General features: G+C 44.6%; 21 protein-coding genes. 16 read left to right on the top strand and 5 right to left on the bottom strand.

Annotated elements, in window-relative coordinates; all coding sequences use genetic code 11:
• Window positions 1–69 precede the first annotated feature (69 nt).
• The 4 genes from GWO68_RS14700 (at window position 70) to GWO68_RS14685 (ending at window position 4,315) form a co-directional block, all read left to right on the top strand.
• Entirely contained in the window at window positions 70–1,356 is a 1,287-nt protein-coding gene (locus tag GWO68_RS14700; RefSeq protein ID WP_162347225.1) for a UDP-N-acetylmuramoyl-tripeptide--D-alanyl-D-alanine ligase, read from the top strand.
• A gap of 320 nt (window positions 1,357–1,676) precedes the next feature.
• Complete coding sequence (locus GWO68_RS14695; protein ID WP_162347224.1) at window positions 1,677–2,450, top strand: hypothetical protein; 774 nt, start codon at window positions 1,677–1,679, stop codon at window positions 2,448–2,450.
• 35 nt (window positions 2,451–2,485) lie between these two features.
• Entirely contained in the window at window positions 2,486–2,752 is a 267-nt protein-coding gene (locus tag GWO68_RS14690; RefSeq protein WP_162347223.1) for a hypothetical protein, read from the top strand.
• A gap of 216 nt (window positions 2,753–2,968) precedes the next feature.
• On the top strand, window positions 2,969–4,315 hold the full coding sequence (locus GWO68_RS14685) for a T9SS type A sorting domain-containing protein (RefSeq protein WP_235942087.1): 1,347 nt from the start codon (window positions 2,969–2,971) through the stop codon (window positions 4,313–4,315).
• A gap of 145 nt (window positions 4,316–4,460) precedes the next feature.
• Here the strand turns inward: GWO68_RS14685 and rfbC are convergent, their stop codons facing one another.
• Complete coding sequence (rfbC, locus tag GWO68_RS14680) at window positions 4,461–5,003, bottom strand: dTDP-4-dehydrorhamnose 3,5-epimerase (RefSeq protein ID WP_162347221.1); 543 nt, start codon at window positions 5,001–5,003, stop codon at window positions 4,461–4,463.
• Window positions 5,004–5,027: 24 nt separating this feature from the next.
• Window positions 5,028–6,146: a glycosyltransferase family 4 protein gene (locus GWO68_RS14675; protein WP_162347220.1), complete on the bottom strand. Its 1,119-nt coding sequence runs from the start codon at window positions 6,144–6,146 to the stop codon at window positions 5,028–5,030.
• Window positions 6,147–6,292: 146 nt separating this feature from the next.
• On the opposite strand from GWO68_RS14675, the gene GWO68_RS14670 reads away from it, so the two are divergent.
• A complete protein-coding gene (locus GWO68_RS14670; protein WP_162347219.1) occupies window positions 6,293–7,006 on the top strand; it encodes a SirB2 family protein in 714 nt (237 codons plus the stop codon).
• Window positions 7,007–7,009: 3 nt separating this feature from the next.
• Window positions 7,010–8,197 carry a GTPase HflX gene (hflX, locus tag GWO68_RS14665; protein WP_162347218.1) on the top strand — a complete coding sequence of 396 codons (1,188 nt, stop codon included), beginning with the start codon at window positions 7,010–7,012 and terminating at the stop codon, window positions 8,195–8,197.
• 806 nt (window positions 8,198–9,003) lie between these two features.
• On the opposite strand, the gene GWO68_RS14660 is transcribed toward hflX, so the two are convergent.
• Window positions 9,004–9,906, bottom strand: coding sequence for a histone deacetylase family protein (locus tag GWO68_RS14660; protein ID WP_162347217.1), 903 nt, complete (start codon window positions 9,904–9,906; stop codon window positions 9,004–9,006).
• A gap of 487 nt (window positions 9,907–10,393) precedes the next feature.
• Here GWO68_RS14660 and GWO68_RS14655 point away from each other — a divergent pair, with 487 nt between their 5' ends.
• The 3 genes from GWO68_RS14655 to GWO68_RS14645 all read left to right on the top strand — a co-directional run bounded on the left by GWO68_RS14655 (window position 10,394) and on the right by GWO68_RS14645 (window position 12,431).
• The gene (locus tag GWO68_RS14655; protein ID WP_162347216.1) at window positions 10,394–11,035 is read left to right on the top strand and encodes a porin family protein; all 642 of its coding nucleotides are present in this window, start codon (window positions 10,394–10,396) and stop codon (window positions 11,033–11,035) included.
• A 62-nt stretch (window positions 11,036–11,097) separates the two neighbouring features.
• Window positions 11,098–11,781, top strand: coding sequence for a YceI family protein (locus tag GWO68_RS14650; RefSeq protein ID WP_162347215.1), 684 nt, complete (start codon window positions 11,098–11,100; stop codon window positions 11,779–11,781).
• 104 nt (window positions 11,782–11,885) lie between these two features.
• Window positions 11,886–12,431, top strand: coding sequence for a DUF6992 family protein (locus tag GWO68_RS14645; RefSeq protein WP_235942086.1), 546 nt, complete (start codon window positions 11,886–11,888; stop codon window positions 12,429–12,431).
• A gap of 52 nt (window positions 12,432–12,483) precedes the next feature.
• Here the strand turns inward: GWO68_RS14645 and GWO68_RS14640 are convergent, their stop codons facing one another.
• Window positions 12,484–13,041, bottom strand: a complete 558-nt coding sequence (locus GWO68_RS14640) for a type 1 glutamine amidotransferase domain-containing protein (RefSeq protein ID WP_162347214.1) — start codon at window positions 13,039–13,041, stop codon at window positions 12,484–12,486.
• A gap of 372 nt (window positions 13,042–13,413) precedes the next feature.
• Between GWO68_RS14640 and GWO68_RS14635 the strand changes: the two genes are divergently transcribed.
• The 3 genes from GWO68_RS14635 (at window position 13,414) to GWO68_RS14625 (ending at window position 15,975) form a co-directional block, all read left to right on the top strand.
• Window positions 13,414–13,740 carry a hypothetical protein gene (locus tag GWO68_RS14635; protein ID WP_162347213.1) on the top strand — a complete coding sequence of 109 codons (327 nt, stop codon included), beginning with the start codon at window positions 13,414–13,416 and terminating at the stop codon, window positions 13,738–13,740.
• Window positions 13,741–14,278: 538 nt separating this feature from the next.
• A complete protein-coding gene (locus tag GWO68_RS14630; RefSeq protein WP_162347212.1) occupies window positions 14,279–15,361 on the top strand; it encodes a tetratricopeptide repeat protein in 1,083 nt (360 codons plus the stop codon).
• A 59-nt stretch (window positions 15,362–15,420) separates the two neighbouring features.
• Window positions 15,421–15,975, top strand: a complete 555-nt coding sequence (locus tag GWO68_RS14625) for a GNAT family N-acetyltransferase (RefSeq protein WP_162347211.1) — start codon at window positions 15,421–15,423, stop codon at window positions 15,973–15,975.
• Between the two features lie 35 nt (window positions 15,976–16,010).
• Here the strand turns inward: GWO68_RS14625 and GWO68_RS14620 are convergent, their stop codons facing one another.
• Window positions 16,011–16,388: a hypothetical protein gene (locus GWO68_RS14620; RefSeq protein WP_162347210.1), complete on the bottom strand. Its 378-nt coding sequence runs from the start codon at window positions 16,386–16,388 to the stop codon at window positions 16,011–16,013.
• A 282-nt stretch (window positions 16,389–16,670) separates the two neighbouring features.
• Between GWO68_RS14620 and GWO68_RS14615 the strand changes: the two genes are divergently transcribed.
• The 4 genes from GWO68_RS14615 (at window position 16,671) to GWO68_RS14600 (ending at window position 19,237) form a co-directional block, all read left to right on the top strand.
• Entirely contained in the window at window positions 16,671–17,309 is a 639-nt protein-coding gene (locus GWO68_RS14615; protein WP_162347209.1) for a C40 family peptidase, read from the top strand.
• A 186-nt stretch (window positions 17,310–17,495) separates the two neighbouring features.
• Complete coding sequence (locus GWO68_RS14610) at window positions 17,496–18,038, top strand: YkvA family protein (RefSeq protein ID WP_162347208.1); 543 nt, start codon at window positions 17,496–17,498, stop codon at window positions 18,036–18,038.
• Between the two features lie 18 nt (window positions 18,039–18,056).
• Window positions 18,057–18,242 carry a hypothetical protein gene (locus tag GWO68_RS14605; protein ID WP_162347207.1) on the top strand — a complete coding sequence of 62 codons (186 nt, stop codon included), beginning with the start codon at window positions 18,057–18,059 and terminating at the stop codon, window positions 18,240–18,242.
• Window positions 18,243–18,496: 254 nt separating this feature from the next.
• Window positions 18,497–19,237, top strand: coding sequence for a M48 family metallopeptidase (locus GWO68_RS14600; RefSeq protein ID WP_162347206.1), 741 nt, complete (start codon window positions 18,497–18,499; stop codon window positions 19,235–19,237).
• Window positions 19,238–19,467 lie beyond the last annotated feature (230 nt).

Raw genomic sequence — 19,467 nt, 5'->3', positions numbered from 1 at the left:
ACCTGGTTTGGCCGGCTATACTTTAACGTAAGTTGGTTGCAGCGTTTATACTTTAAAATTAACTATTTCATGCAGACCAGCATCGAATTCCTATATCAAAAATACCTGGAGTGCCGCCACGTAAGCACCGACTCGCGCGCCGACCAGGACCAAAGCCTGTTTTTCGCCCTGAACGGCCCCAACTTTAAAGGTGCAAAGTTTGCGGCGATGGCCCTGGAGAAAGGCGCTAAATATGCGGTGGTAGATGACCCAACTATGGCTGCCGAAAATGTTTTTGTGGTTGAAGACACTTTGCAAGCACTGCAGGATCTGGCCCGCCATCACCGCAAACAGTTAAGCATACCTGTAATTGGCATAACGGGCAGCAATGGCAAAACCACCACCAAAGAGCTGATACACGCCGTACTGAGCCAGAAATTCAACACGCTGTACACGCAGGGCAACCTGAACAACCACATTGGCGTGCCGCTAACCTTACTCCGCATAAAACCGGAGCACGAAATGGCCATTATCGAGATGGGTGCTAACCACATCGGCGAGATCGAAATGCTTTGCACCATTGCCCAGCCAACACACGGCATGATCACGAACATAGGCAAAGCGCACCTGGAAGGTTTTGGAAGCCTGGAAGGCGTGGCCCGCGGCAAAAGCGAACTATACGTACACTTAGATAAAGCTGAAGGCACCGTGTTTGTGAACACCGGCAACGACCACCTGGTGCGCATGAGCCGCCGCATTGCAAGCAAAATAACCTACCCGGCCACCGGCGATTATTACCATAGTGAGCTGTTGGAAGCATCACCGTATGTGGTGTATAAAGACGAAGAAGGAAGCGTGGTGCACACGCAGTTGGTAGGCAGCTATAACTACGAGAACATGGCTGCTGCGGCCTGCATCGGTAAATACTTTGGAGTGCCGCTTAGCAAAGCCAACGAAGCCATCGCCAACTATAGCCCGGTAAACAACCGCTCGCAGGTACTGCAAAAAGGCAGCAACACCATTATACTGGATGCCTACAACGCCAACCCAACCTCTATGGCAGCAGCCATCCGCAACTTTGGCAGCATGAACGCACCACGTAAAGTGGTTATACTTGGGGATATGTTTGAGATGGGCTCTGAAAGTATAGCCGAGCACACTACCCTGGGAACTATAGCCGCCGAACAGCCTTTTGATACAGTTATACTTTGCGGAAAAGACATGCAATATGCAGCCCAGGCTAATCCTACCTTCAAGCATTTCGAGACGAAGCAGGAACTACAAAACTGGCTCCAGCAAAACAAGATATCTGATAGCTATGTCCTGATAAAAGGTTCGCGTGGAATGGGACTGGAGACGTTGGTGGAGTTACTATAGTTTTGAATGAGTGATTGAGTGAATTTTGTCTGAACCGGGATTAATAGGGATTTTTGAGATTAAAGTGATAATGCAGAGACGCAATACCTTGCGTCTCTTTTTTTTGCCTGAACCTCAGATTAATGGGGATTTGTTGGATTGATAAGATTTTATACTTGCGGCATAAATGTACTTCTGTGTTGAATTCACACTTTTTACTAGTGTTAACAGTCCTTCGAAAGCAAGTAACAGGTGGCATTATACACATGTTACTTTTACATATATATTTTCCTATATTTATACAGCTGCCACGCTTATATTTACCCAAAAAAAATCTTTTTATGAAAACAAAAACACTTTTGCCTGCACTGCTACTGCTGTGCTTGTTGTTTACGGGCAGCAACACTAGCGCCCAGACACCGGACTCTGTTTTTTACCGGCACCACATTGGGGTTAATACACAGATAGCTTTCGACTACTTTCTTAAGCCTGATAATCGAACTCCTTTACAAATCCTTTATAAATATCAGGTTAGAAAAAATACTGCGCTGCGGTTAGCTATTACTTCCCGATTTTCACACCAAAGCTTTATAGATCCAACCAGAGAATACTATGCTGGGGAGTTCAAAGACTTTAACAATGATTCTACCTCTACCAGCTATGAACTAGCACTCGGCTTAGGATATGAGTGGCAGCAGAATCTTACCCCTAAATGGCAGTTTTACATAGGAGCTGATGCCGAGCCCTATTTAGACAAAAGAAAAGTCACAACTACAAATTATGAAACCTTGGTTAAAAGTGTTTCACCGAATAATTCTGAACCCTTTCCAACTACGCATATTACTCATGTTGAGCATAACTATACTACTAAAGGATTTCGCTTCCGCCCCTTTCTGGGAGTAAGACATCAGTTAGGTAAAAGGATTTATGCATCAGCAGAGACTGCCCTGATTACAGATATTTCACGTTTTGATTATAGGGCCGCTGGCGGTGGATATTGGCCTGAGTTATCGCTTGTGCATGAAGGCTTCCGGATTGAAGGACGATATATCACTAAGGATGTGGATATCAGTATGCAGCCAATATCATCTCTTTCAATATTTTATCTCTTTTAAGCATTTGTAAATGGTAATCCTTTTAATTTATTCCTATGAAACTACAAACCTACTTTAAACGAAGCCTTTTTACTCTCTTATTTTTCCTGATCACCTATTCTGGCCTTTGTCAATCAAGTAATGACATTTTACCAGGCAATAGTATTCCTGTTTGTCCAGGTAGTAGTGAAAAATGGTATTTAGACCCCAATATTAATAATGCTCCTGCCAATAGAATATATACCTGGGAGGTAACAGAGGGTGTATTCCCTAACCACAATAACAGTACAAAAGTGACTTTTGCTTCCAATATTGCCTTTTAAGATAAAAATAATATTACTGTAGTATGGAATGATGCTGTAAAGAAAGGAAGTATAAAATTAACCATAAGTGCTAGTGGTACAACAGATATTATCTATCTGACAAATAATATTATAATTAAATCTCTTAACAATATTTCACCCGATGCAATTAATGGCAAGAGTGTGCAGGAAGTAAGTTGGTGCTTAGCAGGGCCTGTCAATTTCACTATACCTACTATGTACTATCCCAATACTAACAAATTAGCAGTTGAAGCCTATATTTGGGAAATACCATATGGTTGGTCATACCCTAATGGGGTAGTGGCTAGCTCTAACAATCCGTATTATATTACAAATTCTAACTCTATTAATGTTATACCCGCTAATGGCGTTGGCGGACAGGTTAAAGTAAGAGGTTATAATCAAGAGTGTAGTGCATTTAGCTACCCCAAAAAAGATTACTTCAGCAACTATAGTACACTTACCATTAACCGCGAACCAACGCTTGGTGCCATTACAGCCTCTGCAACCACGGTAAACTGTGCAAACACAACTCCGGTAACTATCAGTGTACCAGCCTTACCGGGAGAGGCCTACTACACCTGGTCGCTGCCTCCTGGCTGGGTAATCTCCGGTCCTGGCAACGGCAATACCATAACCGTAATACCTAGCGGTACAAATGGCGGGCAGGTGTCTGTGTCGGCTACACTTACCTGCACTAGCCCAACTAAAACAGTTAATGCCACCTCCATTACCATTGCCTACAGTAGCACCCTTGCCAAACCCGCTTTTAACAATAACAACGCCCCTTATGATATCGGTGCTTCTACTCCATACAGCATACAGCCGGTGCCGGGCGCCACAAGCTATACCTGGGAGGCAAGCAGCAACATTTTAATAAACGGCGGGCTATCGCCTGTTACCACCTCAGATGCAAATGTAACGTTGGCGCAACGGCCGGGCTACAGCGGTGCAGGCTGGGTTAAGGTAACAGCCACTAACCCGCAATGTGGTGCCAGCTCTGTAGAGAAAGAAGTATGGGTAGGCATACCCGAGATCATCGGTTTCAGGTATACATGTATGTGCACCAATGGTTTTAATTACCCCGCTTGCCCTTACGAGCAGGGCGCGTTCGAGCCTATTTACAACGGCTATAAAGGCCAGGTGCAGGAATATGCCTGGACAGCCACAAACGTAGACAGCCACCTGGGTTTAACTGGTCCCAACTTATTTATAGTAGCAGCCAGCCAGCCCCGCACAGTTATGGTAATAGGCTTAAAAGTTCGTACAGCTATTGATTGGACCTCTTATTGGGATGAGGAGTACGAAGTACGAAATTGTGATGCAGGCGAAGAGCCGTACATAGTGGCACCAAATCCGGTAACAGAAGACGACTTTACTATTGAGACCCAGACAACCGGAACCTATACGTATACCTTGTTTGACCAGCAGGGCAACAAAAAGCTTTCGGGAAGCTCAAAAGAGAAGACCAAAATAAGTGTACGCAACCTGCCGGCAGGTTTATACTTCATGCATATAGCGCAAAACGGACGTACATCTAAAAAGCAGCTTCTTATTAAATAATATGCAGAAGCGTATTAATTAAAGTATAATCCGAAGGCCGGCAACTATAAAATTGCCGGCCTTCGGTTTTATTAATCCATTAAATCCTTAATTCAGGTTCAGACAAAATCCTGTTATATCAGATAAATCCCTTAAATCTCTGGTCCTAAAACGGCGACTCAAAGTTTCTCAACAGCGGCAATACTTCATCCTTCGGCGAAACCAGCGGATTTTCAATTCCCCAGTCTAAACCTAATTCCGGATCGTTCCAGAGCAGGCCTCCTTCTGCTGATGGCTGGTAAAAATCGGTGCACTTGTACAGGAAAGTAGTGTTATCTTCGAGGGCTACAAAGCCGTGGGCAAAACCTGCGGGTATATAAAATACATTTTGTTTTTCAGCATCTAAAATGCAGGTTACATATTTGCCATAGGTCAAAGAATCTTTACGTAAATCAACAGCTACATCCAAGGCGCGACCTGAGGATACACGCACCAGTTTGCCCTGCGCGTAAGGTGGCTTCTGAAAATGCAATCCGCGCAACACTCCTTTCGTAGATACAGACTGGTTGTCCTGCACAAAGTTTGGCTGTATGCCCAGCGGCTCAAACCACTTCATGCTAAACGTCTCTAAAAAATAACCCCGGTCGTCGCGGAACACGCGCGGCTGGAACTCTACTAATCCTTCAATCTCAAACGTCTTAAAATCCATTTATACTTTTACTGTAACTATAGTTTATACTTGCTTGTGGGCGGTAACTTCGGCAACTGCTTTTAGGTAGCGCTGAATCACAAAGTTCACATCAAATTTGGTTTCGGCAATATGTCGGCTGGCTTCGCCCATTTTCTGTAGTTGCTCGGGTGGCATTTGCAGCATCTGTTCCATTTTATCGGCCAGGTCGGGAGCATTACGTACACGGCAAAGCAGGCCATTTATATTCTGCTGCACCACTTCGCGGCAGCCGGGCACATTGGTTGCAATTAAAGGTTTGCCCATAGCGGCAGCTTCCAATAAGGTGCGGGGCGTGCCTTCTCGGTAAGAGGGCAACACCACACAATCGGCCTGTGCAATTATACTTGCCACATCATCCGTAGTCCCCAGGTAATCTATTACGCCGGTTGCCAGCCAGGCATCCAGGGTGGTTTGTTTTATACCAGATCGGCTGCGCTCATCTACCAGTCCCAGCAGTTGGCATCTTATAGTTGGGTATTTCGCTTTTACCAGTCCGCAGGCCTGTACATATTCCGCCACACCTTTTTCATACAGCACTCGTGCAATCATCAGGAAGGTAAAAGGGGCAGTTGGGTCTGGTTTCGGCATTGGCTTAAAGGCATCCAGGTTTATACCAGAGCCCGGCAATACTTCAGTTATACCTGCCCGCACCAGTTCGTGCTTCAGGAAAAGTTTGCGATCGTCGTGGTTCTGGAAAAATACTTTAGCCGGGTACTGAAAAGCCTGTTTGTATAGTCTAAGTGCGATATTGGAGATGTAGTCTTTCTTGATAAAAACCGTACCCAAACCCGACACATTATTAATAGCCGGAATACCTGCCCAGTGCGCAGCTATAGCACCGTAAATATTAGGTTTGATTGTATAATGCAGCACCACGTCGGGTTTAACGCGCACGTAAGCACGGTACAGGCGCCAGATCAGCCACAGGTCTTTAAAAGGGTTTGTGCCTTGCTCCATGGTTACGGGCACAAACCGGCAGCCGGCATCTAGCAGGCGCTGCGAGTAGTTGTCGTGGGGGGCTATAGCTATTACCTCATGTCCTTCCGCCAGCAATGCCTGTATAAGGCTAAGCCGGAAGTTGAAGATGTTCCAGGAAGTATTGATAACTATAGCTATGCGCATAAATGCATTCTAGAACCGGAGGGGTAGTCAGGATACCGACTTTTGTACTGTTTTAACGTGCCAAGTTACCGAAATTAGCGCTACCATCTGAAAAAAATAAGTTAAATTGCATCCATTCCAAACCTTTACTAAAAAAATAAAACATCATGCCGATCACCGCTTTCTTACATACGCACGTGCTGGTAGTAATTTTATTCCTGCTGCTTTTTACGACAAAAACTGTATTGCTGCTCCTGAATAAACGTGATGCGTTAACCAAGCTGCGCAACAAAACAAAAGTGGTAGAAATGATCCTGGGCACACTGATTTTGATAACAGGTGGCTGGATGCTGTTTAACTATAACGGTATACCAAGCTGGCTGATAACGAAAGTAGTGCTGGTACTGGTAGCTATTCCGCTGGGTATAGTTGGCTTAAAGCGCGAAAATAAAGTGTTGGCTGTACTTGCCCTGTTCATCTTTTTATACGTGTATGGCGTGGCCGAAACCGACAGCCTGACCATGAAAAAAGAAACAGCCACAACCGGCGTTATTGATACCCCGGAGACAGATGCAGCCGAAACCGGCGACTCTACCCTGAGCACATCTGAAACGGCACACCAGGAAATTGTTTCTTCTATGAACGCAACGGCATTAGCCAACGCCGAGAAAATTTTCGTACAACAGTGCGCTACATGCCACGGCGAAGACGGAACCAAAGGTGTAAGCGGCGCTGCAAACCTTACAGAGAGCCAGCTTAGCCTCAACGACCGCAAAGGAGTTATTGCCAATGGACGTGGCCTGATGCCGGCTTTCGGAGAGCAACTGAGCGAACAGGAACTTGACGAAGTGGCGGCCTATACCATGACGCTTAAAAAATAATTAATGGCCAAACAAAAATTTTACGAAACCACCAAGCCCCAGGAAACTGCGGTGCTGGTGGCCGTACCAGGCTACCGCCAAACCGACGAGCAGACCAACGAGTACCTTGATGAGCTTGCTTTTTTAACGGAAACAGCCGGAGCCAGAACTATAAAACGCTTTGTTCAGAAACTCGACAAACCAGACCGCGCCACTTTTGTAGGCAGCGGCAAACTGGACGAGATAAAAGCCTACGTGCAGGAGCATAACGTGGACATGGTGATCTTTGATGATGACCTTAGCCCTTCGCAGGTGCGCAACATTGAGCGCGAGTTACAGATAAAAATTGTAGACCGCAGCTTACTGATACTCGATATTTTTGCGCTCCGTGCCAAAACTGCCCAGGCACACGCCCAGGTAGAAATGGCCCAGTACCAGTACCTGCTCCCACGCCTTACCAACCTCTGGACCCACTTATCCAAGCAAAAAGGTGGTATCGGTATGAAAGGCCCCGGTGAGACCGAGATTGAAACTGACCGCCGTATTGTGCGCGAAAAAATAACCTTGCTGAAAGAGCGCCTGAAGAAGTTTGAGAAACAGAACTTTGAGCAACGCAAAGCGCGTGCAGCTATAGTTAGGGTAGCACTGGTAGGTTATACCAACGTGGGCAAATCCACGATCATGAACCTGCTCTCTAAATCGGATGTGTTTGCAGAAAACAAGTTGTTTGCAACTGTAGATGCCACCGTGCGCAAAGTAGTGCTGGATAACATCCCGTTCCTGCTTTCTGATACGGTTGGGTTTATTCGTAAACTGCCAACCAAACTGATCGAGTCGTTTAAATCTACGCTGGATGAGATACGGGAAGCAGATCTGTTGTTACACGTAGTGGATGTATCGCACCCGTCTTTTGAAGAGCACATTGAAGTAGTAAACGATACGTTAAAAGACATTAACGCCGCCGAAAAACCGGTGCTGTTGGTGTTTAATAAAGTAGACCTGTACTTACAAAAGCGTGAGCAGGAAATGCAGGAAGAAGGTCATGAAACTCTTCCTTCGCTGGATGATCTGAAGGCAACATATATGGCAAAAATACATGCCCCTGCCCTTTTCATCTCTGCTACCAACAAATTAAACATCGAAGACCTGCGCGATGAACTACAGCGCCGTGTTGCCGAAATCCATTTCGAGCGTTACCCGAATAATGTGTAGCAGGTGTATACTTGTCTGAAATTCTGAAAGAGCTACCAATGCTGGTAGCTCTTTTTTTGTTTGTCTAAATCATGATTTTTGGGTTAGTAGGATTTGAGATTGCTGCCATAGTTTAAGTTACAGTTTCATAGTTGCTTTTTACTAGTATACCTGACTAGAGCCCACCCGTAGTTTATCATGGCGTTAAGTCTCCCTGTCTATACTGTCCTAGCAGAGACAGATAGGGCAAAGGCGGAAGCTGTAGTTATATAGTTTACGTTTTACCTCACCCCAGCCCTCTCCTACCAGGAGAGGGAGTCTCTGCTACTTTTTCATTTGTCATCCTGGAAGGATCTTGTAAGAAGATGCGTTAAGCTTTTGCTATAACACACCCCTGCCCCTCTCAAGAGGGGAATTTCTGCCTTACCAATTTTTAAACTATAGTTCTATAGTTACAGTCCATCCACGGACAGGTCGCGACCTGTCCCTACGAAATTATAACCACGATCAATTTCGAAGCGAGAAGTATCAAACTATAACTGGTAGTTGACAGTAGAAAGATCACAGTCTTTGGGTTGAGCGCCTGGTAGATTTCTGGTACCGCAAGGTATTGCGACGCAGGAGCAAAAGAAATGTACACCGCGCGATACCCGAAGACGGGGCCTCCCGGCCGTGAGGGCACCAAAGTTGAGTTGAAACTATAAGTTTATAGAGCTCCCAGGAATACAGGAAGTTTGAAAGGATGGCTTGGTTCCAAGAAGCATACACTTCGACTATAAGCAGAGATCGATTTCTCACGTTGTTCGAAATGACAGAATAGAAAAAAATTAAAACCACAACTGCTGCGCTAATCTGAATGTATTGGCATGCGCTTCTATAATATGAGCGATCTGTTTCGAGTAGCCTCCTCCCATACTTACGGCAACAGGTAAAGCATGACGTTTGCAGAGCTCCAGCACGGTTCGGTCGCGTTCTTTGCAGCCGGCTATGGTCATGCCCAGTTTGCCCAGTTTATCGGTAGCCAATACATCTACCCCCGACTGAAAAAATATAAACTCCGGTTGCACTTCATCTAACAGGCGCGGCAATATAGTTTGCAGTTGGCGCAGGTACGCTGCATCGTCAGTGCCTTCGGCCAGCGGTATGTCCAGGTCAGATTGCTCTTTATGGAACGGGTAGTTGTGGCCGCAGTGCATGCTAAAGGTAAAAACACGCGGTTCATCCCGGAATATCTGTGCAGTGCCGTTACCCTGGTGCACATCTAGATCCACGACCAATATTTTATTTACACCTTTATAGTTGAGCAGGTAATTGGCAGCAATGGCAATGTCGTTAAGCAGGCAAAAACCTTCGCCTCTGTTTGTGAAAGCGTGGTGGGTACCGCCGGCAATGTTCATGCCTATGCCATATTCCAACGCAAACAGGGCAGCCTGCACCGTTCCGTTCATAATAATAACCTCGCGGTTAACCAACTCATCCGACAACGGAAAACCCGTTTTGCGAATCTCAGAAGGGGTGAGTTGCAACTGGCGAAGGCGTTGCCAGTAAGTAGGGCAATGGGTATCCAGTATAAAACGCTCGGGTAGCGGGGCAGGTGCAAACAGGTTAGCTTCGGTTATAGTGCCTTCATACAACAGTTGTTCAGGCAACAAATCATACTTGGCCATCGGGAAACGATGCCCTTCTGGCAAAGAGTGTGCAAAAGCGTCGGACCAGGCAATTTTTAGCATAGCACAAAGGTAACAACTATCAGGTACAGCAGGTTTAGAGTAAACTGGTAAAACTATAGTTTAGGTTATAACAGCGGTGCAAAAACTAACCTGTTTAGCAGCTATTAGCAGCATGGTGTATAAGTTTTCCGGAAGGCTTAATTTACTCTGAATATGCGGGTTTTACGATGTGCATAAATGTGGATAAGTGTGTTGAATCAACAAAGTTATCCACTATTTACTGTGCATTTATAGGTAATAGCCTTGTAAAAGTATCATATAATCCTATCCTAAAACTGTAAAGTATAAATCCTGCTAAATATTTTGTCATCTGTGTTGGTAATCCACCATATACCTAATTATAGTTACCTGGCAAAAAACTACCACCTCTTATAGCAACTTAATCAAGGGTTTGGCATATAGGTGCAACTTTATACATAGCCTTTATAGTATACTATAGCGCAGGGCACCCTTCTACACAAAATACTCCTGCCAAAACATGAATACTATGAAAAATTACCTGCTTCCGGCCTTATTCTTTTTTATTAGCCTGGGTTGCTTTGCCCAGGAACAGGAGCCCGAAGATCTGCAGGGCCCTACTACCTTGCAAAAGAACCACAACCTGCTGAGCGGCGCTGATGCTCCAAACTCTGGCTTTGGGATTAAAGGTGGTGTAAACTTTGCCAATGTATATGGTACGCGTGATATTATCAACACTGATACGCATACCAATTTCCATGCAGGGGTATATGCCCAATTCGGCCTTACTGAGTCGTTTTCGTTGCAGGTAGAAGGCTTGTATTCGCGCAAAGGTTTTGAGACAGAAACTGAGAACAGGTTTGATTACCTGGAAGTGCCCCTGCTGGCCGTGTATAATATTACAGATAATTTCAGCGTGCATTTAGGCCCGCAAATGAGCATTATGGTGGCTGCCAAGCAGGATGGGAAGGAAGTTAACATGGACAACCTGAACACCTTTGACTATGGCGTGGCAGGCGGCCTGGAAGCCCGTTTCAGTTTTGTAAGAGTAGGTGCCCGTTATAACCTGGGTTTTGCCGGCCTCACAGATGAAGGCGATACAGGTTTACCACCATACGGCTCCGATATGAAGAACAGCGTGGCACAACTATACCTGGGCGTCGGGTTTTAAACAGGTTTTTAGCAGTGAGCAGCAGCAGGCATAGTACCGCTATAGTTAGACCATGTATATTATTGGTTCTGCTTTTGCTTTCGGCCTGCGACACCAGCGTTAAAACCGAAGAAGCTGAAGTAGGCGCACCCGTAAAGCCATTAGCCCTGACCACTGCATCAGAAGTTTTTAAGATAGATACCGCCAAAAGCAAATTAACCTGGATAGGCGCTAAAATTACGGGCAGGCACAATGGTGTTTTCAGGATCACATCGGGAGAAATAGTAATGGCCAAGGGCAAACCAACTGGCGGCAACATACACCTGGACATGCTGGCCGTAAAATCTGATGACAAAACTATAGACGAAGCCTCGAACAAAAAGCTGACTGCGCACCTGCGCTCCGCCGATTTTTTTGATGTAGAACGCTACCCTACCGCCACCTTTATAGTTACCAGCATCACCCCCTACGACAGCACCCAGCGCAAAACCACCATCCACCCTGCCGCCCCCGATAAAGAACTGCGCGTAAAAGGTGCCACCCACCTTATTACCGGCAACCTGACTATAAAAGATATAACCAAAAGTGTACGGTTTCCGGCCAGGGTAACGCAACAGGATAGTGTATTGAAAGCCAAAGCCAACTTTAACATAGACCGCACTAAATGGGGCCTTATATACCGCGCCGACAATTCCCTGGGCAACCAGACCATCCACCCTGAAGTAAACATTGGGATAGACATTGAGGCTAAGCGGGCAAATCTGTAACAGAAATGTACTGTGCAGCCTTCCCTTTACTCTAGCATTACTGCCCTTAATATGCTAAAACCCAACCCTCTGCGTTTGTAGCTACAGTAACCAACCTTTTTATTATGAGAAAGTACCTTTGCCTGCTATTGTTTTTGCTGATGTCGGGGGTGGCAAATGCGCAAACAAACATGCTGGCAACGTTTAACCTGCACCAAAACGAAGTGCTTAAAATTGGCATGATCGTGCTGGGCGTATGGGCGCTGCTAAACATCATTATCGGGAGCTTTAAGCTGATGAAAGCCACCCGCAACAAGCGCTTCTTTTTCCAGATGAACATTTACTGGAACATCGTGAACATGGTCATCGCATCGGTAGCCTTATACTCGCTGCTCACACAAACGCCCGCTACCCTGGCCCTGCCCGAAAGCATACAACAACACGACTGGTATAAAAAGATACTGTACCTGAACATTGGCCTGGATGTGGCTTACCTGTTTATAGGCATCTGGCTGCAGGAGCGCTCCAGAACATCGCCTAAAATAGAACAACTGAAAGGCTGGGGCCAGTCTATAGTGCTGCAGGGTTTCTTTTTGCTGCTACTGGATGTAGTGCTGGCAACTATGCTGGAAGATAAAGCAACTATACTTTACAGCCTGATACCTTCATAAAAAACAAAGCCGCGGCAGCAGAACTGTCGCGGCTTTGTTTTATAGTTTATACTTATCGGTTGTGCCTGCCCTCAGCAAATTCCTCTATCATCTTTTTATTGAAAGCCGGAATATCATCGGGTTTGCGGCTGGTAACCAAGCCCTGGTCTACTACTACTTCTTCATCTACCCAATTGGCACCGGCATTTTTAAGGTCGGTTTGCAGTGTGTGGTAGCTGGTCATTTTGCGGCCTTTTATCTTACCGGTTTCTATCAGAGTCCAGGGGGCGTGGCAGATGGCGGCAACCGGCTTGCCACTTTCCATAAATTTGCCTACAAAATTTACGGCCTCTTTATTGGTGCGCAGTTTGTCGGGGTTCATCACGCCGCCCGGTAACAGCAGCCCATCATAGCTATCGGCATTTACTTCGCTTAACTTTTTATCTACCTTAAATTTCTCGCCCCAGTCGGTGTGGTTCCAGGCTTTAATTTCGTTATTCTTGTTCGGTGAGATGATGTGCGCTTCGGCACCTGCGTCTTTCAGGGCTTGCATTGGTTTAGTCAGTTCTTCCTGCTCAAATCCTTCTTCCACCAATACAGCTATCTTTTTACCTTCGAGTTTGTTTGCCATAGTTTTATGCGTTTATAGTTGGTTTTATACTTACCACTTAACGCACTATAAACGGTGTGGGTTTATCAACATTTACTGATCACCTTTAAGCAGCATGAAGCATACGTCACAAACTATAGTCTGAAGTATAGAGCACCTGTTATTCAGTTAGCAGATACATTTTTAATGTTTTGATTTAACTATATTAGCTAGATGTTATACTAATACTGTAGAAAAGCTGCATCAAAATAGAATTTCAAACCTACAGCTATAGTGTAGATAAGCGTATGTTTTCGTTTAGCTGTTAGTTAGCAGTAAGGCGCAAGTATAAAACTAACAATGAATAAAAGGTTTAAAATCATATTAGGAACCCTAAGCCTAATAGTAGTAGGAATGGCTTTATTCATTGCAGTCGGACTTTATGGAATGGAGATTGAAGACAGATATGGTGACAATCAAGACATTTTTTATAGGTCCCGACAAGGGGACATCGTTGTCAATCATCAAACAAAGCAATTTGGGGAGATAAAGAAAACTTGGACCAGATTTTATGTAGTAAACAAACTAGATACAATCGACACAAATGACTGGTGGGACGATAAGAATATTGAGATTTATGAAGTAACCGACTCAGAATCTCTAGATAAGAGTTTTAACTATTCTGACTTCGATACACTGAAAGAAGAAGGTAAATTAGAGCTTAAACAGAAACTGAGGTAATGAAAAGAATCCCTACTGCTAACCACACCCATAAGCCAGCTACGCCGCCTTATGGCCCAGTACGTTAGCGGTTATAGGAATTATAGATTCTCTTTAAAGGAAAAGAAAAAATGCTCAAACCATACCTGATTTGGATAGCCAATACTGCATTTTTCCTTTTTCTGTTAATTGTAATTTTATACTTAAATACGTTTATCAATAGCTCATTTATTCCTAATGCCTTACAAAGAAGTTTTGAAGTAGAAGTGCTTACCAGATGGATTATCGCAAGCATAGAAGGGTTTCTCCTCATCTTGATGTATACTTATCTGGTAAACAAAAGGAAAGCTGTACTTTCAGTATTGGCGTTTATGTTTTTGTTTGTTAATAGCATCATATTTTTTGCTATTTACTTTCATGATAAGTAGTACCATAGTTCGCTGACTGAGCAGAATTGATAACAAGAAAAATGAACTAAGAACTGGTTTATACCTAAAGCTTCGGCTGAAAGCCTCGCACAAGGTATACACGAACACGTTGACGGTCAAATTATAAATAAATGAAAATACTCTTTACCACTTTACTATTCCTATTCCTGATGGTCTTTGCTTTTGCACAGGAAGCTGAAGAAAGAATCCTTTATGTAGTAGACTCTATACCTGTTACTGATGAACCAGAAGAAGGCTTCAGTTCATTGAGCGAAGCAGATATTCAGGAGATAACTGTTGTCACTGATAAGGCAGCAATAGAGCAGTACGGCTACAAAGACCTTGACAAGGTGATTCTTATCACAACTAAAGCATATGCCAGCCGCTCATCAGAATTAAAGCAGATCCCATCCACAAAGGCTATGGAAAGGATTGACGGAAAGTGGCACCTTATAAACTCGCCAACTCATTATTCAGGACCTTTTATCGACTACTTCCTGAATGGCAAGAAGCAAGGCGAAGGAAACTTCAAAGAAGGAGTTGTAGAAGGTATACGAACAGTCTACTACCCTGATGGAAAGAAGAACTTTCAGAGAAACTACAGCAATGGAATTGAAAACGGTGAAGCAGAACAGTATTTCCCAAATGGACAACTCAAGTATAAGGGTGTGTTCAAAGACGGCAAAGAAAATGGTAACTGGGAAGAGTGGTATTCAACGGGCAACCTAAAACGCCTGACAGAATTTAAAGCTGGTAAAACCATGCCTTCTAAAGAGCAGGAGAAATACCATACGCTTCTTTCTAAGGCAAACCAGCAGTTCAGAGAGGGAAACTTTCAAGGCTCTGTAAAGACTCTTGACAAAGCCATCGAACTAGACCCAAATTACACCGACGCATACTTTGAAAGGGGAACAGCCTATTTCTATGACCTTAAGTTTGACGAAGCTATCAAAGACTACAATAAAACGTTAGAACTTGAGCCATTGCATATGAAGGCACTAAGCAACCGAGCGTTTGCCAGAATCCGCAAATACGAGTTTAAAGGCAGAAGAACCTTGAGCAAGACGAATGGAGTTACCGTGTTGGCATCGAGAGGCAAAGCAGAAATACCCAGAGAAGAGCAGGAGCAAATTTGCGCGGACCTGAAGCAAGGCTATCAATTAGGAGATAAGAAGCAGATGATAATTAACGCTATAAAAACTTATTGCAAATAGAAAAGGACTTTCCTCTCGCTACGCTTCCGCTGCACAAATCCGTTAACCAACAAACTCCAATGCAAAACCCCGCCAACCTAGCTATAAGAGAGATGCTTGCAGCCGACATCAACCTTATTGCCGATTACTGGTTAACCTCTAACCCTGCGTTTCTGGTAAGTATGGGCGTGGACCTGGCCAAATTGCCTACAAGAGAAGGGCTGACCAATATGCTACAAGCGCAGTTACAGGCACCCTACGAAGCAAAACAAACCTACGCCCTTATCTGGATGATGGATGATAAACCCGCTGGCCATTGCAATGTGAACCAGATCGTATATGGCAAGCAGGCTTTTATGCACCTGCATTTGTGGCAGCCCGAAAACAGGCAAAAAGGTGTTGGTTCAGAACTAGTAAAAAAGTCGCTGCCTTACTTTTTCGAGAACTTAAGGCTGAAAGAACTATACTGCGAACCTTATGCGCTTAATTCTGCACCTAATAAGACGTTGGAAAAAGTAGGCTTTGTATTTGAAAAGCAGTACACCACCATACCGGGCACACTTAATTTTGAGCAGGAAGTAAAACGCTGGAAACTTACAAAAGAACAGTATCTGAAAATTATACCTGAAGTATAGCAACAGCCGGTTATTGCCAGGTATTGTTTCAGAAACTAGACTTCCTTTTTAACATCAGATGGCAATGGCAAGCCGGAGGGTTTTACATTGCCCGTTTCTTTTTTAGTAGCAGCCTGGTGGCGTTTGTGTTTGCTGCCAGCTTCGCGGGCTTCTACTTCATACTTGTTGTTATAGTATCCAACATTATAACTTTCCTTCAGGTACAGCCACAAAAACCGGAAATACCCATGCTCCTGAAACTGCCGGATGTGGCATAATTCGTGCGCCAGCCAGCCTTCGTCGCGCTCAAAAGTATGCTTGTCTACACCGCTTAAATGTATCTTATTCCCGATTACCATTGCCACGTTGCTGCTCTTCAAAACCATGCGCGCAATCCGGGCAAACAGCGATTTTTCTACAATTTTATAGTGCATGTAACTACAATTATTTTTTATACTTATTCTAACACGTGACTAAACTATACTTATAGCAAATAGGGTTAACGGTAACTATAGTTGGGTAGAAGCATCTTATTTACAGGCGGATGCAATATATACCCGGTTTGGCAGTTAAGTTTTTTGTACTTATTTTTGCCCGCAGCAGCGCAGCACAAAAGGCTTCTTTATAGTTTAAAGCCAATTTTAGTGCAAAAAAAGCTGCTTAAATAAGGTGAAACTGTTTACCCGCACGGTGCGGGAGCTAACGAGCCAAACCCTATGAAGAAAACCATCATATTAAGTATACTGGCAGCTTTATCGCTAACCCTGTCATACTTTTACGAAGTAACGCCGGCTGCGTCGGCGGAGTTGCCGCAACCAGTAGCCGCTATTACCCCCTACGCCATTAACTCGGGTCAGGACCTGACTGCTGCACTTCTTGAAAAGGACCCACTGATAAAGCTCCCGGAACCTGAACCGGCACCTGCCCCGAAACCCGAATCAGAAGCGTTTTACTCTAAAAAGCTGGGGATGCAGTTTGCCACCAGCAAAAATAAAACCCTGGTACAGACAGTAGCCAGCTGGCTGGGCACCCCTTACCGCTATGGCAGCGGCTCTAAAAGTGGTACCGATTGCTCCGGGTTTGTTACCAGCATCTACCGCCAGGTATACGGCATCCGCCTGAGCCGTAGCTCGCACGCCATGTACCAGCATGTAGCCCGCATCAAAAAAGATAATTTACGCACCGGCGACCTGGTGTTTTTTAAACGTGGCCCCAATCAGCCCATCTTCCATGTGGGCATTTATCTTAAAAACGGTAAATTTATACACTCGGCAACAAACGGTGGTGTAATGGTTAGCTCACTTAAGGAGCCTTTTTACCGCAGAAACTACTATGCCGGCGGCCGCGTGATTTAAGCCCTGGTCAGCTATAGTTATACAAGCCTTGCAGCAAAACTGCGGGGCTTTTTTATTTGCTGCCAGGTACAACAATTTTATATCTGGTAAGTATAGGTAGGTTAGCATTACTTTAACCAAATTTGCACCCGCAAAGCAGGCATCCGCAAAAACACATACACAAACAGGTATTACACCCCACGACCCATGAACAACCAGGCACCCGACGGTAAAAACATTTCGCAGAGCTCTTTATTTAAAAAATTACTGGCCAAAGCCGAAAGATACCTGAAGCACCCGGCCGAAATAACCAAATTACTGAACGAGGCTTTTAAAAAAGCGACCGCTAAAAAAAGTGTTGGCAGCCTGGCCGCCGAAGCCTGGGAAAACCTGCAATTGCTGTCGCGCATGATAAAAGCTGCCGTTGCCGGCGACTATAAAGGCATACCAACTACAACGCTGGTAGGTGGCGTAGCGGTGCTGATCTACTTTATTATGCCTTTAGATCTTATTCCGGATTTTATTCCGGTAGTGGGTTTGCTGGACGATGCCAGCTTACTGGCCTGGTTTATGACAAGTATAAAAACCGAGCTCGACCGTTTTAAAGAGTGGGATATTGTGCACCAGGAGAAAATGCGTGAGCAGGCCCATAACCAGGCAGCACATACTGCCGATAGTTCTTTTGGCACACCAAAATACAGCGACCGCCCCTCAGATTCCGTAGAAATAGACAGGCATACCGAATTATAAACGTAACCTACTATACCTATGAAACCAGAAAACAAGAACGAGAACAAAACAACGGATCAGCAAAACAAAAAACCTGTTGACCCTGAAATTGCCGGTACTGGTAAAGTAAACAAAGAGCCAACCTTACGCTCTTATACTACCGACAGCAGCCGTTCGCACAAAAGCCGCCACGACGACATGGCAACCGGTGGCAACATCCGCTAACAACTATTAAGGTATTAAAACAGCCTGCCGCGTGAAAAACGGCAGGCTGTTTTTTTTATGCTTTTAGAGCCGCCTATAGTTAGTATTACAGTACTTACACCACGTTTTACACAGCTGACTTCCGTAAAAATATAGTACAATTCAAATACATATATTTAAATAAAAAAAGAAAAAAGCGCGCTATATATTGGATTGCTAAGGCAATAATTATCTATATTTGGTTCAGAGTTTTTGTATTTTAACTTTTAGCCAAAGTGCCTACAACCTTTTTAAAGCTCTCATCAGTTAATGTACACATTGACGGGATAGGGAAAGTCTTGATAGAGCGCAGCGACAAAGCAAAGCGCATCAGTATTAGTGTCAGGCCTCTGAAAGGTATCAGAGTGGCTGTGCCGCCCCACATCAGTTTTGATAAGGCCGAGCAGCTTATTTATACCAAAGCCGACTGGATAAAAGAGCACCAGAGCCGCATGCAGCAGCAGGAAACCAAGCTCACCACCTACGACCCCGACACAGAATTCAAAACCAGATTCCATACGTTGCGCCTCCTTACACACGCCCAGTATAACATGCGCTGCGTAATAGAGGGTGGCTACATTAATGTGTTGTATCCTGTTTTTAAAGACGCCAGCGACCCGGAAGTACAGAAATTCATTCGTAAATCTGTAGAGGAGACCTACCGCAAAGAGGCTAAAGAATACCTGCCACAACGTGTTGCCTACTTTGCAGAGCGCTTTGGCTTTAGTTACCAGAATGTGTTTATAAAGAATGCCAAAAGCCGCTGGGGCAGCTGCTCGCACACCAATAACATTAACCTGAATCTGCACCTGATGCGCCTCCCCGATGCCCTCTGTGATTATGTGATCCTGCACGAACTGGCACACACCGTAGAAAAAAACCACGGCCCCCGCTTCTGGAAACTGCTCGATAAGATCTGTGGCAACTCTAAGGCCCTGGATAAGAAACTGAAAGATTACAGGATCTCTATTTTTTAAACTACATTCTATTGATTACACGGTTACTATACTAAAGTATTTTACCTTCTATAACTTCCTTGCCCACCTTGGTTATTTGGTGAGCAGGGAAGTTTTTTTGTGCACGTTCCTTCTGGTAATCCTTCTGAAGCAAAAGGTATAGTTTTACCTCATACTATTTTCACCTCACCCTAACCCTCTCCTACCAGGAGAGGGAGTTTCTGCTACTTTTTCTTTTGTCATCCTGGAAG

Origin of the sequence: Pontibacter fetidus (assembly GCF_010119545.1) — a bacterium.
Lineage (GTDB): Bacteria > Bacteroidota > Bacteroidia > Cytophagales > Hymenobacteraceae > Pontibacter > Pontibacter fetidus.
The sequence above is the reverse complement of the archived record's forward strand: the minus strand, read 5'-3'. Positions and strand labels throughout refer to the sequence as shown.